Annotated in this window: 14 protein-coding genes and 1 other annotated feature; of the genes, 3 read left to right on the top strand and 11 right to left on the bottom strand. The window is 39.3% G+C overall.

What is annotated here, in order from left to right:
- Positions 1-29: 29 nt before the first annotated feature.
- The 6 genes from V7161_RS04485 to V7161_RS04460 form a co-directional block, all read right to left on the bottom strand.
- Entirely contained in the window at positions 30-1,067 is a 1,038-nt protein-coding gene (locus V7161_RS04485) for an alpha/beta fold hydrolase (RefSeq protein ID WP_335442601.1), read from the bottom strand.
- A gap of 20 nt (positions 1,068-1,087) precedes the next feature.
- Positions 1,088-1,639, bottom strand: a complete 552-nt coding sequence (locus V7161_RS04480) for a polyhydroxyalkanoate biosynthesis repressor PhaR (protein ID WP_335442599.1) — start codon at positions 1,637-1,639, stop codon at positions 1,088-1,090.
- 48 nt (positions 1,640-1,687) lie between these two features.
- Positions 1,688-3,013 (bottom strand): MFS transporter, encoded by a 1,326-nt coding sequence (locus V7161_RS04475; protein ID WP_335442597.1) that lies wholly within the window; start codon positions 3,011-3,013, stop codon positions 1,688-1,690.
- A 30-nt stretch (positions 3,014-3,043) separates the two neighbouring features.
- The gene (locus tag V7161_RS04470; RefSeq protein ID WP_335442595.1) at positions 3,044-4,633 is read right to left on the bottom strand and encodes a class I adenylate-forming enzyme family protein; all 1,590 of its coding nucleotides are present in this window, start codon (positions 4,631-4,633) and stop codon (positions 3,044-3,046) included.
- 25 nt (positions 4,634-4,658) lie between these two features.
- Positions 4,659-5,423, bottom strand: a complete 765-nt coding sequence (locus tag V7161_RS04465; protein WP_335442594.1) for an SDR family NAD(P)-dependent oxidoreductase — start codon at positions 5,421-5,423, stop codon at positions 4,659-4,661.
- A gap of 253 nt (positions 5,424-5,676) precedes the next feature.
- Positions 5,677-7,113: a sigma-54 interaction domain-containing protein gene (locus tag V7161_RS04460; protein WP_335442593.1), complete on the bottom strand. Its 1,437-nt coding sequence runs from the start codon at positions 7,111-7,113 to the stop codon at positions 5,677-5,679.
- 262 nt (positions 7,114-7,375) lie between these two features.
- Between V7161_RS04460 and V7161_RS04455 the strand changes: the two genes are divergently transcribed.
- Together V7161_RS04455 and V7161_RS04450 are read left to right on the top strand one after the other, a co-directional pair.
- Positions 7,376-8,203, top strand: coding sequence for a GNAT family N-acetyltransferase (locus tag V7161_RS04455; protein ID WP_335442591.1), 828 nt, complete (start codon positions 7,376-7,378; stop codon positions 8,201-8,203).
- Between the two features lie 251 nt (positions 8,204-8,454).
- Positions 8,455-9,096 (top strand): cell wall hydrolase, encoded by a 642-nt coding sequence (locus tag V7161_RS04450; RefSeq protein WP_335442589.1) that lies wholly within the window; start codon positions 8,455-8,457, stop codon positions 9,094-9,096.
- Positions 9,097-9,143: 47 nt separating this feature from the next.
- Here the strand turns inward: V7161_RS04450 and V7161_RS04445 are convergent, their stop codons facing one another.
- The 5 genes from V7161_RS04445 to V7161_RS04425 all read right to left on the bottom strand — a co-directional run bounded on the left by V7161_RS04445 (position 9,144) and on the right by V7161_RS04425 (position 15,031).
- On the bottom strand, positions 9,144-9,512 hold the full coding sequence (locus tag V7161_RS04445) for a hypothetical protein (RefSeq protein ID WP_335442588.1): 369 nt from the start codon (positions 9,510-9,512) through the stop codon (positions 9,144-9,146).
- A 193-nt stretch (positions 9,513-9,705) separates the two neighbouring features.
- A complete protein-coding gene (locus V7161_RS04440; protein ID WP_335442587.1) occupies positions 9,706-10,701 on the bottom strand; it encodes an HD-GYP domain-containing protein in 996 nt (331 codons plus the stop codon).
- A gap of 168 nt (positions 10,702-10,869) precedes the next feature.
- Entirely contained in the window at positions 10,870-12,573 is a 1,704-nt protein-coding gene (locus V7161_RS04435; protein WP_335442585.1) for a 2-isopropylmalate synthase, read from the bottom strand.
- A 50-nt stretch (positions 12,574-12,623) separates the two neighbouring features.
- Positions 12,624-12,844 (bottom strand) — a binding site (T-box leader).
- Between the two features lie 162 nt (positions 12,845-13,006).
- The gene (locus tag V7161_RS04430) at positions 13,007-13,777 is read right to left on the bottom strand and encodes a cyclase family protein (RefSeq protein WP_335442583.1); all 771 of its coding nucleotides are present in this window, start codon (positions 13,775-13,777) and stop codon (positions 13,007-13,009) included.
- A 309-nt stretch (positions 13,778-14,086) separates the two neighbouring features.
- Entirely contained in the window at positions 14,087-15,031 is a 945-nt protein-coding gene (locus tag V7161_RS04425; RefSeq protein WP_335442582.1) for a phosphotriesterase family protein, read from the bottom strand.
- A gap of 196 nt (positions 15,032-15,227) precedes the next feature.
- Between V7161_RS04425 and V7161_RS04420 the strand changes: the two genes are divergently transcribed.
- Positions 15,228-16,454, top strand: coding sequence for a multidrug effflux MFS transporter (locus tag V7161_RS04420; protein ID WP_335442580.1), 1,227 nt, complete (start codon positions 15,228-15,230; stop codon positions 16,452-16,454).
- Positions 16,455-16,473 lie beyond the last annotated feature (19 nt).

Below are 16,473 nucleotides of genomic sequence, written 5' to 3'. Positions count from 1 at the left end.
TCAACAGGCAGTATCCAAATTAATCAGCATTACTTTGAATGGCTGCCAAGCCATTTTTCAAGGATTCCATTTAACTTTCCGGTCATGGCTAAGGAAACATGTCCTGCATCCACACTTAAGTATGTTTTATCTTTACTTGACACTAAATCCATTAATGGCTTGCTCTGGCCTTCAGGAATGAGGTTATCGTTTTTCGAGCTGACAACGAGGAGATTGGCCTTGATATTCGCTAAATCCACTTTTTGGCCATGAATCGTAAACTCACCTTTTACCAGTTTGTTTTCCTTAAAAAGATCAATGGTTAATTGCCGGAAAGCTCCGCCTGTTAAGGGAACATGTCCTTTTGTCCATGTGTTCATACGGCGCCACTTTTCCACAAAACGCTTGTCATTAGCGCGGGTTAAAAGTGTAACATAGGGACTATTGTAGATGGGAGAGGTTACGGACCTGAACATCGCCTCTACGTAAGAAGGTGGAATAACCCCAAATACATCGATTATACGGTCTAGATTGAACTCACCATCCTTTAGTCCTTCCTCCCATTGATCTGGCAGTGCAGCAACACTAAAATCAATTGGAACGGTGGCAACAATCAGATTCCGAATTGGTTCTTCAGCAATCGCCGCATACATGGCTGCGAAGGTTCCGCCAAGGCAATATCCAATAACGGAAACTTCCTCCGCACCAGAGTGCCTTAGGGCACGTTGAACCGCTTTTTTAATATATACTGCAATATAATCTTCAATATTAATATCCTTATCTTCATCACCAGCAATGCCCCAGTCTAGTAAATAGACATCATAGCCCATGTTGACCAGGCCTTCAATGACACTGGACCCAGGGGCAAAATCAAGAATAGTAGGCTTGTTAAACAAGGAATAAATCATAAAAACAGGTATATCATATTTTTTCTCTACAGCAGCATAATGCCATAAAGTTGCTTTATTTTTTTTCCAAATCGCTTTTCTTGGGATATGATTGGTACTAGGCTCTGGACCATTAACGGAATTAACGAATTCCCGCCAGCGCTCTACTTCTTTCTCGATATCAATAATAGTTGATGCCAACCTGACTCTCCTCCTAGCATTTACTTAGTTAAAACTAATTCCCGTTCGTGTTTTTGGGTGCTTTCTGCCATCAGTAGTTTAAGACTGACAATCTCTTCATTTAAACTATTCATTACAGCTAGTTCCCTTTTTATCTCTTGAAGTCCGCTAAAGATTTCTCTAACTGTTTCCGATTCTTTTTTCTGTTCCGTTTTTAGCTGTTTCATTTGCTTCAGCATCTCACTAGTGATTTTTGCAATACTACTGTTTTCATTTTTGGAAGCTTCGATGGAATCCTGTAAATTCCAAATCAGTTCCTCCAGGGCATCAAGCTTTTCTTCTGTTTGGATCGTAAGTTTTGCTGAATTGGTTATATCTTTTTTTGTCGGTAGATTTAACAGATTGGCTGCTTCCTGTTGGTTTTTTTGAAGCATTTCTAGAAAACGTGCCTGGATATCTGAACTAATGGAAGCGATTTTGACTGCTTCACGATTGTTTGTCCAGGATTGAATCATCTCATTCGTTTGTTTTTCCCATTGGAGCATATAGGTTTGCCACGTTTTATATGGATCAAATGTATGTTGGTCTGCCATTGTCTTTCCCCCTGCGCGACTTTTTAAGTTGAAAATTTTTAAAAGAGTTTAACTAACGGATTTCGCATTGTCGATTGTGTTGGCGGAATCCTTTGTTACTTTCTTTTCCTTTAGAATGATCGAACAAAGTGCCGCTACTGCCGAAACAATGGCAAAAAAGATGAATACTCGGCTGAAATTCTGTGTTCCATTTGCCCCTACTGTAACTAAGTAACCAGCTATTAGCGGAGAAATAAAGGAACCTAATTGACCAATTCCATTTGCTAATCCTGTCGCACTACCGACAATTTCCTTTGGGTAACGCTTTGGTAAATAGGCATAAATAGAACCAAAGTTTAAGTTTACAAAGAATCCAACCAGCAATAGGAGTGTAAGTAAAAGACCGGTATTTCCTTTTTCTACTGAACCAAGCATCCATAGAACAGGAATACTTCCGATATAACCGATTAATGCAACCGGCTTCATCCGATGAACCACATTATCCATCAGCCAGCCGCCAAGCATCATGGCAAAGAACGCAACGATATAGGGAGCAGAGGCGAAAAAGCCCATTTCCTTAATATTCAACCCGTGCTGTGTAACCAGGAATGAAGTTAACCATGTGGAAGTTCCCCAATATACGGCTAACTGACAAAATAGACATAATGTAAAAACATAAAAATTAACATCTTTTAGGAAAACGCCATAGGCTTTTCTTTTCTCTTCCTTCGACAGTCTCTTAGGAGCAACGTTTGCTTCCTCGATATCTTGATCCTTACTCAATTTTCCTTTTTCAATCATTTCTTTTGGAGAATCTGCTACAAACTTCCATAATAAAAAGATACCGATTACCCCAGGGATAGCGAGTACATAGAAAACCGGTCTCCAAGCACCGCCAAAAAAGTAAACGGAAATACTTGTGACAATGACAGGAACGATGGCAGGAGCTACTGCCCAAGAGGTGGCGAAAAAGGAAACCGCTCTACCTCTTTCTTTAAAGGGAAACCAGTTATTGATTGCACGAATGGCAGGAGCAAAATGATGACCTTCTCCAAGCCCTAAACCAATTCGAAGAGCAATAAACTGAGCAAAGTTTTTGACCACACCTGTTACAGCTGTAACGAAAGTGAACACGATAATGGCGATATACATTACCCGTTTCGAGCCAATTTTATCGGCAAGGAAACCCGCACTGATTTGAGCTGCTGCATAGGCAAAGAAAAAGACCGAAGCCAGCTGGCCTACTTCAACTGGTGTTAAATGTAAATCCTTTTGAATGAATGGTAAAAACGTTAAGACAGCCATCCGGTCAAAATAGTTAATAATATAGACTAACCAAAGTATGACTAGAACCCAATAACGGTATCCCCAAGCTTTTTTCATAATCGCTGACATATTCCTCTTCCTTTCGTTCGAAAAAATTTTTTATTTGGTCTGAAGGTTCCTTAATACGTTCTTTAAAACCTTTCCACCCGGATTTCGAGGCAGCTCTGAAACAAAATCGATTAGTTTAGGAACCTTATAATTTGCTAATCTCTCAGCCACAAAATCTTTTATTTCTTTCTCCTCAAGGATTTCCCCTTCCTTCGGGACAATCACGGCTTTGACAACTTCTCCAAAAAGTTCATCTGGAACGCCTACAACGGCCGCTTCCAATACCTTTGGATGATTATAAAGGACATTCTCTACCTCGATGGAGAATATTTTTTCACCGCCGCGGTTAATTAAATCTTTTTTGCGGTCGACGATATACACAAAACTTTCCTTGTCGATTTTGGCCATATCGCCTGAACGCCAGAATCCATTTAGAAAGGAAGCTTGGTTGGCGGTCTCATTGTTCCAGTATCCTTCAACAATCATCGGGCCCTTAATTAATAATTCACCCACTTCACCATGCGCACATGGCTCATCCTCCTCGTTGACAACCATCATTTCACCAACTGGAACGGGCAACCCGACCGAACTCGTTTTTTCTTCGTTATAAAGTCTAGGCATGATGGTAGCCGGTGAAGAAGTTTCTGTCGCACCATACGCATTTTGCAAATACGCATTCGGAAAATACTTTTTCAATTTATAAATAGTTTCCGAAGACATTGGAGCGCCACCGTAGGCGATACAATTTACGTTTGGATAACTGTATAATGAAAAATTCGGATGTGACATCATCATAATGTAAATGGTTGGAACGTTAAATAAAAAGGATACCTTTTCCTCAGCGGTTAACTGAATGAATTCTTCCGTTTTGTATCTCCTCATAATAACGGATGTCCCGCCCACTCTTACCATGTGAAAAAGCTGGCCGATTAAGCCTGTCACATGGAAAAGCGGTACAGCGATTAATGTTTTTGCTTCATGATTGGTGTGTAACACCATTTCATAATTCATCGAGCTGTGGATGGCCCCTAAATGACTGCCTACTGCGCCTTTGGGAAGTCCAGTTGTTCCAGAGGTATACATAATAAATAACGGATCATCCTCTAATACCTCAATGTCCTCGACAGATGAGGTCTGTTCTAAAATTTCATAAGGCAAGTAGTCTTTTCGTTTTGGGATTTGGTTGCCTACTAAGAAGAAATATTGAACACCTGGGATAGAATCCTCATCTCTCATGGCTTCAACCTTATGTAAGAATTCATCATCAACAAACAAAATTTTGCTGCCCGATTGTTCCAGCATAAAGGTAAGTTCTTTTTCTTTTAATCTTGTGTTTAGCGGCACCACAATGGCCCCTAATTTGGCACATGCGAAGACCAGCAGGCTAAATTCGATGCTGTTCCCTAATAAAAGAGCGATTCGGTCTCCTTTTTTCACACCCATGGATTTTTGCAAATGTCCGGCAATCTTTTCCACACGATCCTTCATCACTTTATAGGTTAGCCGTATTTGATCCATGACAAGAGCTTCTTGGTCTGGATAATTTTGCACAGACTCTTCAAGCATCGAGAAGAGGTTTTTGGGACGATTTTGGAACACCTTTACTTCACGGTTAAAGTGGATTTCTTTGACGATATTCATATTTAAACCTCCTAAATCAAAAGCATTATCGTGCTGTGTAGCCTCCATCAACATGCAGTACCTGGCCAGTTACATATTTAGAAGTATCAGATGCCAAGAAAACGACGGGTCCTACAAGGTCGGAAGTTTCCCCGATTCGTTTAATCATGGTAGAACTAATGATTTTTTCCGATCTTTCTGGATCAGATAGCCACTCCTTCGTCATTGGGGTGATGATATAACCTGGTCCAATAGAGTTAACCGTAATGTTATGGGGAGCTAATTCCTCCGCCCAAACCTTAGTTAATTGGTTAATGCCTCCTTTACTGGCCGCATAGGATGTTTGAAACTGCATGCCGATTGTTCCGAGAATCGAGGAGATGTTAATGATTTTTCCATAGTTTTGTTTAATCATCTGCTTCGCGCACGCTTGCCCTACTAGAAAAAGTCCTTTGAGATTGACATTAAAAACTGTATCCCAATCACTTTCTTCTACTTCTACCAGCGGTTTGCGGATATTCATCCCGGCATTGTTGACTAAAATATCAAGCGAGCCGAATTGCTCCACAATTTGATGGACCAATTGTTCTACCTGGTCTTTTTTGGTCACATCACAAGGAATATAAGTAGCATCAATATTCTTTTCCTTTAGTTGTGAAACAGCGATTTCCCCTTCCGCTGCTCCACGGCTGGAAATGACCAGTGTTGCACCATAATGCCCCAACGCCTCTGCCATTCCATAACCGATTCCTTTACTGCCTCCTGTGACGAGGGCCACTTTTCCTTTGAGATCAAACGTTGGTATGTTCATACCCTTTTACACCTTCCGATCTTTGCTTATGCAATTTTTGAAATATATAAAAATGATTTCATATATTCTAATTGCAATAATCGTGCCAATTTTCGATAAAAATAGAAAATATGTAATTTTTCGACATTTTTATACAAAACTACTGAAAAATTTCATGATTCCTACTACTTTTAAGTTAAAAATTTCTAATCGTACAAAAGAAAAAAGCCAGCGAATGACTGCCGGCTTGTTAAAAACTTGATTCCTTTTTTCATCACATGGTTAAACCCAGCTTTTGCATTTTTTTTACGAGGGCTGATTGACTGATACCTAAAGCCTCCGCAGCACGGCGGGTGGTCTTCGATACTTCCATTTGCTCTTTAATGATTTTACGTTCCACCTTTGCCAGGGTTTCTTTCAGCTTTCCGCCTTCAGAGTTTTTAGAATCCCTGCTTGGAATCATATAGGGAGGTAAATCCTTTATGGATATTTCTTCTTGATCCGTCGTTACTGTTAGCCTTTCGATAAAATTTTCAAGCTCTCTTATATTCCCAGGCCAGCGATACTCTTCAAAATATTGAAGGATTTCAGGATGGAAGCGTTTATTTAAATGGGTCTTTTTATTGGTTTTATTTAAAAAGTAGTAGGCAAGAGGAACGATGTCAACTTTCCTTTCTCTTAATGGAGGAACCTTGATGGGTACAATGTTGAGCCGGTAATAAAGGTCCCTTCTAAAGTCATTTTTATCGACCATTTCCTCCAAATTCATATGAGTGGCTGAAATGACCCGGACATCAATTTTAATGCTTTTTGTACCGCCGACACGCATGATTTCAAATTCCTGAAGGACGCGCAATAGCTTTACCTGAAGATCGATGGGCATATCTCCAATCTCATCCAAAAATATCGTTCCCCCATTTGCTAGCTCAAACAAACCTTTCTTTCCCTGACTGTTTGCCCCTGTAAAGGCTCCTTTTTCGTAGCCAAATAATTCAGATTCCAGCAAATGACTTGGGATCGCACCACAATTTACTTTTATCAATGGTTTGGCCGCACGGTCGCTTTCCTGGTGCAAGTAATTGACAATCACTTCTTTCCCGACACCGGATTCTCCTAATATAAGCACTCCGGAATCCACCTTTGCCACCTTTCTGGCAAGATGGAAAACCCTCATGATTTCCTGGCTTTGCGCGACAATTCCATCAAGATGCATATGTATTAATTCTCTTTTTCGTAATTCTTCTATTTCATTCATATAGGTTTCGGTCATTTTTTTGGATTGATAAAGTTCGGTTTTTATCGCATTTAATTCCGAAATATCTCTTACGTTTGTTACAACGTATATGATTTCACCATTCCGATCAAATACAGGACTTCCAGTAACCAATAGTTCCTTCCCTCTCACCGATTGTATAATCGTTTGGGGTGTTTTCTTTTCTAACACTTTTACGGTGACTGATTCCGACACGATTCCCTCTTTTACTACGGTTGTCATGTTCTTCCCCAGCAATTCTTCACTTTTTACACCCGTAGTTCGTGAATACGCCGCATTCACCATTATGCCTACACCATGTTTATCTGCCACGTAAATGCCATCGTAACTGGACTGAAAAATCGATACTAATATGTTTTCAATATCGTTCTTTGTAACACTATCAAGTTTCGTGATCTCTGATAAGAAAAAATCAGCATTTGGATGTCCCGTTTTCATTTCATGGTCCCCCTGATGGAATAGTTAAGTGAATTCGTAATGGTTGATTACATTTAGAATCGAAATTTACGGTTGATTCTAATTGGAATCATTTTATATATATAATTCGATAAAAACTTTTAACTTCCTTTGAATTTTTCTGTTTTTTGAAAAAATTAGGAAGAGATGACTAGTAAGGACTCGATTACTCTATTGATAAAGCAGGAATATTCAAGATTAGAAAGGAATAGGTATAGTTGGACAATGAACAGGGGTGAATGAAATGCTGACGAAAGAACAACTTTTAGAAATCAAAGCACTACAAGAGATTTGTGAGAAAGATGGAGGATTTCAGCTGAAGCTGAATTTTGATATGTTAGAGAACCGTACCGAAAATCGTAAGGAAGATTTCTTCCATTATGAAGACGAAAAGCTTGTCGGTTTCCTTGGAAGCTATGGATTTGGAAATAAAGTAGAGCTTTGCGGGATGGTCCATCCGGATTATCGTAGAAGAGGGATTTTTTCAAGCTTACTGGAAATGGGACTTGCGGAGGCTAAAAAACATAATGCCACGACGATTTTGTTAAATGCTCCATCAGGATCGGAACCTGCAAAAGAATTTTTAAATACCATTCCTTGTACTTATTCTTTTTCAGAATATCAAATGAAATGGCAGAAAACCGAATTATCCGAAGATCCAGCTGTTACCTTAAGGCCGTCGGTATCAGAAGCGGATTGGGAAGCTGAAATACAACTGGAGGTCTCTTGCTTTGGATTCAGTGAAAAAGAAGCTCGGGAGTTTAACCAGACAATCCGCGAGAACAGCGGAGAAGAAAATCTTATCATTGAAGCAGATGGAAAAACGGCTGGGAAAATACGCGTTTCTGAATCAGATGCCGAAGCATGGATTTATGGTTTCGCGGTTTTTCCCGAACTTCAGGGTAAAGGAATCGGCAGAAAAGCCTTATCAAAAGTAGTTTTACAAGAAGTTAAGAAAGGATTCTCTATTTTCCTCGAAGTGGAAGCCAAAAATGCCCATGCCCTTAGGCTCTATGAATCATGTGGATTTAGAAGCTACCATTCACAGGATTATTACGAATATTTAAATTAGGTGCTATAGGATGAAAATGCTGCATGCTATTTTTAGCTGCAGTTTTTTTATTTCGAAAGGTTTGGCAGGATATTCCTCTATTTCGTACCATTTCCTAGATTATGACAGGAATCTAGGCTCAATGTCATATTTCCCTCTTTCCTGTAATGTTGTACATCAAACTATAAAGATTTGTAACCGTACCGTTCTGTAATACAGGTATATTTTCATGTTAGTGTTATATCAGACAAAAATTCCGGGAGGTAGCACACATGAAAAACACTTATGTTAAGACAATCATTGTAGCTTGTGTAGCTACATTTACCTTTTTCATACAGCAAAATAGTAAGGCTGAGGCGATTACCGAAAATCGAATAATAAATGAAGAGAATCTTTATCTGCCTGGACAGGCCAATTCGACTAATGCGGATCCACAAGAAAATAATAACGCTAAAATAGAGATTATTAAGAAAGAGTCAGGCGTACAAAAGGTAGATAAGAAAGCTGAAACGGTTAAACAAGAACCTGAAAAGCCGGCTGTTTCCATTTCTAATGAAGAGAAAGATTTATTTGCACGATTAGTCGAAGCGGAAGCAAAAGGCGAATCCTATGAAGGAAAACTAGCCGTTGCCACAGTCGTATTAAACCGCGTTGATTCTCCTCAATTTCCAAACACCGTTACGGGTGTTATTAAACAAGTCGTAGGCGATGTCTATGCCTTTTCACCAGTCCAAAACGGTGAAATAAATAACCCGGCATCAGATGACTCGAAGCGAGCGGTTGAAGAAGCTCTAACAAGAACAGACCGTTTAAGTGATTCCCTATATTTTTATAATCCCAAAATTACATCCGATAAGTGGATTCGAACACGTACCGTTGTGAAAACCATTGGGCATCATGTATTCGCAAAATAATGAATTGTTTTCAGCCTGTAAACTACTGTTTACAGGCATTTTTATTTTTAAACAACTGTTAGATTATCCTGAAGGCTAAAAGCACCAATTAGGCTCTTTAAAGTGTGAACTCTAGCCGTTAGTAGGAATAGGTCATTGTTATTATTATGAACAAATTCATCAATTATATTGATCCCTTTTTGAAATTGATCGACCAAATAATGAGTATACTTCTCATTCCAGTCGAATTGATTGATTCGATAAAGTTCATCCGCAATAATTTGGAATTTAAAGTCCTCTATAATCAATTTAACCTGATACAATTTATCGGTATTAAATCGAAAGCTGTTTTTAATTTGATAACTTTTATCGACCAATTGGATAAAGTTATTAATATTTTCTGCCAGCATATTCGCTTTTTGCATCTCGAAGTTCATTTCCCCATCTCCTCATTAACCAAAATCTAAACCAATACATGAAGAGTGTATGCAAACCATTACTCTTTGTTCATAATTAAAAAAATCTACAATTCCCTTTAACAGACCCCCAAAAATAATGATGCGCAAATACAATACATAGAAAAAGCGTCTCTACAATAATGTAGAAACGCTGATTGATTGATGACATACTTTACCCAAATTGTTCATTTAAGTTTAATCTCATCTCTTTTTCATCTAATTGATCCGAAGTATGCATAAATATCTTTGTTCCTTGCCTTTTCAATATTTTTAAAAAGACCTCTGCAATCAAAGGGTCAAATTGTAATCCTTTATTAGCTTTAATTTCATTATAAACATATTCTAAATTTAATTTATTTCGATAAACCCTTTTAGACGTCATGGCATCGAACGTGTCAGCCACTGCAATAATACGGGCAGTCAACGGGATCTCTTCTCCTTTTTTACCAAAAGGATATCCTTTCCCATCAAATCGTTCATGGTGATAGAGAACCATATCCAATACGCCATTTTCTCTAAACGAAGAAATATGTTCGATTGTTTTAAAACCTTTCACAGGATGCTTTTTAATGATGTCGTATTCCTCACTGGTTAATTGTGAACTTTTTAATAAGATATGTTCAGGAACTCCTATCTTTCCAATATCATGAAGTAATCCGCCAATATAAACAGCTTCACAATCTTTATGAGATAATTTCAACTCTTTTGCAATCATCAATGCATACTTAGCTACCTTTTCAGAGTGACTACCAGTATATGGATCTCTTGAATCCAGGGATTTTGCAAGCGATAAAATGACTTCTAATTTATTTCGATTCGATTTTCGATAATTTTTTGTTAAATGAACTGAGATTAATGTGATTAACATGTACACGAATGCAAGGATAGCAAAATTTACTATGTTACTGGTTGGCTCTTGGGTAAGGTACAATCGAAAAAAAACGATAACTGTTGAAAAGAAAACTAAAAACAACTTAGATTTATCCCAAAATCCGATCCCTAAAAATATGGGGGCAATCAGATAAAGGGGAAACAATTCAATATTCTTAGAGAGGGTCATGTGATAATTAATAAATGGTACAAGAAATAATATGATAAAAAATCCATAGCGAAATGGACTGGCATTTTCCAATGAAATATTTAGTTTCCAAGGCACTTTTGGAATCATGATGTCTCCCTTGAAATTTAGACTTAGTGAAAGACTAGATTTAATATTTTTGTTATATCAATATAATGTTAAGTCTATTTTAATACAAATTACTTTATTTTTATAGATACCAAAAAAAGTAAATAAACAAAAAGGCCTGCTTTTCGCAACAGGCCTTTTTATCTTTTTTTATTTTTTTGAAATTGAATATCTGCCTTCAATTGCTAGCTGTTCGCTGGAAATCATGTTATTAATGGCACTAAATAAAGCTTTTACTGAGGACGTCATAATATCAGCGTCTATTCCGCAGCCCCAATAAACGGTACCATTCTCGGCAGTAACTCCAACATACGATACAGCGTTAGATTGTGAGCCTATTTCGAGTGCATGCTCCTTATAGACTAAGTCTTTATAATGGATGCCCAGTTTGGTTTGAACAACGTTGCTGATTGCATCCAGTTTTCCATTACCCGTGCCGATAAACTCATGAACATCGTTGTCAATCCGTAAGGAAACAATTGTTTCGTATTGTTCGTTTTGTGTCGATCTGTATTTGATAAATTCTACAGGGGTTTGGATATTCACATACTTTTCCTTGAATATTTCAAGAATTTCATTCGGCATAAGCTCCTTGTGCAGGCGGTCTGATACATTTTTCACGCTATATCCAAAGCTTTCACGCATTTTAGCAGGAAGATCAAACCCATAATGCTGCTCCAGGATATACCCTATGCCGCCCTTGCCGGATTGGCTGTTAATGCGGATGATATCCCCTTCATACTCTCTGCCAATATCCATTGGATCAATTAATAGATATGGTACGGTCCAATACTGCCGCTCTCCATTTTCACGCCATTTCATTCCTTTGGCAATGGCATCCTGATGGGAGCCTGAGAAGGCCGTAAAGACAAGTTCACCAGCATATGGGTGTCTTTCATGCACCCTCATTCTCGTCAATTTCTCATATTTTGCCATGATTTCACGGATATTTTCAAAATGAAGCTTCGGGTCAACCCCATGGGAAAACATATTGATGGCAAGTGTGACGATGTCGACGTTGCCTGTTCTTTCCCCATTTCCAAACAGTGTTCCTTCGACTCTCTGTGCCCCTGCAAGCATTCCCAACTCTGCATCAGCGACACCTGTTCCTCTGTCATTATGTGGATGAAGTGACAGGATTACATTTTCCCGGTAGTGTAAATGATCACTCATAAATTCAATCTGGCTTGCGTACACATGTGGCATGGACATGGACACCGTCGCTGGTAGGTTGATAATCACCTTGTTGTCAGCTGTAGGCTGCCAAATATCTAGAACCCGGTTGCATATTTCAAGCGCGAACTCCATTTCTGTCCCTGTGAAGCTTTCCGGAGAATATTGAAACTGGAAGTTCCCTTCCGTTTCCGCCGCATATTTTTGCAGCAATTTCGCACCGGTTACCGCAAGGTCGATGATTTCTTCTTGCGGCTTTCTAAATACCTGCTCCCGCTGTGCTACAGATGTTGAATTGTAAAGGTGGACTACTGCCTTGTTCACTCCGCGTAGGGCTTCAAAGGTTTTTTCAATAATATGGTCTCTTGATTGTGTTAAAACTTGGACCGTAACATCCTCCGGAATCAAATCCTGCTCAATCAAAGTACGTAAAAAAGCAAATTCCGTTTCGGATGCAGCAGGAAAGCCAACTTCGATTTCCTTGAAGCCCACTTCAACAAGCATTTGAAAATATTCCAGCTTTTCTTCAAGGCTCATTGGAATGACCAGTGCCTGATTTCCATCTCTTAGATCCACGCTGCACCAGGTCGGGGCTTCTGTTATGTATTCTTTTTGTGTCCATTTCATGCTTTTCACCGGGGGCATAAAATATCCTCTTGTATACTTTTCAACATTTTTCATCGTCACGGCCACCTTTTCATTTTTTTAAAAATAAAAAAGCCCATCATCTCATAAGAGACGACAGGCTTTGCCTACGTGGTACCACTCTTTTTGATTCGAATAAGAACTACACGAATCCACTTTATGACTTGATGACGGCGGTCAACCGTTAAGGCCTACCTATCAGCCTTACCACTCCTGGGCGAGTTGGGGAATTTATTGACTGTCTTTCACCAGCCGACAGCTCTCTTAGCAATAAATATTCCTTAATACTCCCAATCATTGTGTTTAATTTTGAATTTTTCGATTTTTCTTATTCTATAATGGTTTTTGATAATAATCAAGGGGAAATTTTCAAAAAACGAATCGTTTATTTATTTAAAAAGAAAATTGCTTTTGGTTGTAGCGGACTTGGACCTTACTATGTAACACTGTCGTGTCCGTTTAGCGCTCCCTACTCAAATATAGCCACAGGCCTCGCCCATCCTGCACTGGCGCCTTTTATTTTTATCGGAAATACAGCTACTTTAAAGCCATATCTTTGTGGTAGTAATTCCAGGTTTGCTAATTTTTCTATTTGACAGTACTCTGCCTCCTTTCCAACATAATGAGCCGCCCAAAGAACACCTTCGCGCGGGTTATTTTTATAATCTGCAGCTTGTTTGTGAAGCGGAATATCCCATCCCCAGCCATCCGTTCCCATTACCTTAATCCCTTTTTGAATCAGCCATCTGGTTGCTTCCGCGGAAACACCTGCATGGACAGCCGCATAATTTTCTTGATAATATTTTTTATCTGCATCTGTTCGGACCAGGACAATATCGTAAGGCTGCAATTGGTATTCCACTTCTCCCAGTTGTTTTTCAAAATCACTAATCACAATCTCGTACCCTGGCGGTTTCTGACTAAAATCAAAAAGAACTCCATTTCCATAGAACCATTCAAGTGGAAGCTCATCAATCGTTCGGGAGGGATTACCCGCAGTAGTGGCAGCATAATGCCATGGTGCATCCACATGTGTACCCGTATGTGTGGTTAAAGTAACTGTTTCGACAGCCCAAGCAGCACTGTCAGGAAAATCACTAGGTTTCAGGCCTAAAACTTGAGCGGCCTGCTTTGCTCCCTGCTGATGCGATTCATAGATAATCTCCGGTGGAAAGGGCTCTTTTGCTTTATTGTCCATTGGCACACTTAGGTCAATAATTCGTAGATTTGATCGATTCATTTTATAAAACCCCTTTTTTAAAATTCGAGAATCTATAAAATTTACGATGATTTGCCGTTTGTTATTCCGGAATTATGGGACAACAAAAAAACGCTAAACTCAATGACAAGAGTTTAGCGTTTAGTGCTTTTCATGTTATGTAATAGCCCACACAATTTCACTCGTTATGGCTGCTGCGTCCCCGCCCTGACCAAGTTCTTAGCTTCCTTGTTGGCCTAAGAAGTTCCGTTAAGAACTTACACAAGTAATATACCATGTATCCAAATTGGAAGATAGCTGTAAATTTTGGTAGTTCAAAAGTCCTGAGTGCTATTTCCCTTCAAACCAACGGCGGGCATTATCAACCATCATGACGTTAATTTGTTCCTCCGTTACCCCATTCCTTTGCAATTCCGGGATAATCTCTTCAAGAATAAAACTCATCGTCCATTTAGGGTTCATTTTCTCAGCTGTACCTTCTGGATACCAATCAAGGGTACAACAATAATCTTGTGATAAGAACATGCGGTCTGCATAGCCTTGTTTGGCAAGCTCGATAACGGTCGTGTTTCGATCCTCGATAGTACACTCCCTATTTATCCCATAGCGGTCCATACCAATAAATGCACCATGATCAAGAACCTTTAGTATGTACTCCATGTTATCGGTATCTCCAGTATGACCAATAAGTACCCTTTTTGGATCCACTCCCTCTTCAAGAAGGATATCAAGTTGCTTTAAGCCGGTCTCGCTTTTAGGATGTGAATGAGTCATAATCGGTACACCTGTTCGTTTATGTGCTCGTGCCGCTGCACGAATGACTTTTTCAACATCCCGAGTAATCCCTTGTGCATCGGTGGCACATTTTAAAAAGCCAGCCTTAATGGAGGTGTTTTGAATTCCCACTTCAATATCACGGACAAATAAATCCGCCATATAATCAATATTACGATTTTGAAAGTGCGGCGGGATATAGTGATAGGAGTAGATTCCGGTTGCAGCAATGATTTGAACCCCTGTTTCGCGGGCGACCCTTTCAATAAAGCGGATGTCTCGGCCAAGCTCCATCACAGTGGGATCACAGATGGTTTTCACACCAACCTCTTTGACTTTTTTTACTTGCTCGACTGCTTTAGCGAATTCTTTCTCTTCATCATACAAATGTGGAAACTGAACATAGACAGATTCAGAACGAACACGCATATGTTCGTGAACCAAGGTCACCCCTAATTCAGATGAATCAACTTGTCCAGTCACAGAATGGATCAGTGTCATTTAAAACTCCCCCTTTCATTGATTAACAATATTAAGAATTATCTGATAATAATAGTACCAATTCTCATCTCATATGGTCAATTTTTTTATTAGTTATAAAATCATTTAAATTCCTTAATCTAGAAAAATCTGTTAACATAGATAAATCTTACGTAACTAAATTGAATTTACATAAATGGAAGGAATGATTTGCTTAATGGGGGATTTAATAGAAAAGCCAGCGAATAAACAGGAGGTGCTTTCACGTTCCCAACGGATATGGATGGCGATTGTCCTCGGTTCACTTGCCGCATTTGGTCCTTTATCCATTGATATGTATTTGCCGGCACTGCCAAATATCGCAAAAGATTTCCATACGAACGCTTCGTCTGTGCAGCTCAGCTTGTCGTTTTTCGTAATCGGCTTAGCATCAGGACAGCTATTGACGGGTCCGATCAGTGATGTAACTGGACGCCGTAAACCACTTTTGGTTGGCTTAATCATTTACTTTATCGTATCCCTATTATGTGTATTTAGCCCTTCCATCTGGGGGTTAATTATATTGCGGCTTATTCAGGGCTTTGCCGGATCAGCAGGAATTGTAATCTCAAGGGCGATTGTCAGAGACTTATATTCTGGCAGCGAATTAACCAAGTTTTTTTCACTGCTCGCATTAGTGAACGGGCTTGCGCCTATCCTCGCTCCGATTATTGGTGCACAGCTACTTAAAGCCTTTCCCTGGCAAGGTGTCTTTATTGTTTTAAGTATCATTGGACTCATAATGTTTTTTGTCATTCTTTTTGGTGTCCGAGAAACGCTGCCTGAAGAAAAGCGTTCGGCTGGTGGCATTAAGAATACATTTTATCCTTTTTTAAAACTGATATCGGATCGAAGCTTTATGGGATATGCTTTAGCACAAGGATTAGTCTTTGCCGGTATGTTTGCTTATATTTCCGGTTCTCCCTTTGTCATTCAGGATATTTATGGGGCCTCTCCGCAAATGTTTAGCCTGATTTTTGCCATCAATGCAATCGGAATCATGATCAATAGCCAAACGGCTGGGAGATTGGCCGGAAGAATCCCTGAAACGAAACTGTTCAAAATTGGTTTGGGAATGTCCTCAATCGCTGGTATCGTGTTGCTGCTTCTTTTATTTTTACAAGCAAAGTTAATCTTCGTTTTGATTCCCTTATTTTTCGTTGTATCTAGTGTAGGTATGGTGAATACTGCAGGATTTTCCCTTGCCATGCAATCACAAGGGAAAAATGCTGGAAGTGCTTCTGCCTTACTGGGTGTTACATCCTTTGCCTTTGGCGGAATAGCGGCTCCTTTAGTTGGAATCGGTGGCGGACAGACAGCCATACCAATGGGGATTGTGATTGTTTGTGCTGGATGTGGAGCAGTACTTTCATATAGGATTCTAGTTAAAAGAAATAGGTTGTAAAATAGCAAAAGAGCCTAAT

The sequence above is a fragment of the Neobacillus drentensis genome (genome assembly GCF_036965425.1).
Classification (GTDB): domain Bacteria; phylum Bacillota; class Bacilli; order Bacillales; family Cytobacillaceae; genus Neobacillus; species Neobacillus drentensis_F.
Note: the sequence above shows the minus strand (reverse complement) of the source record. Positions and strands in the feature narration are given on the sequence as shown.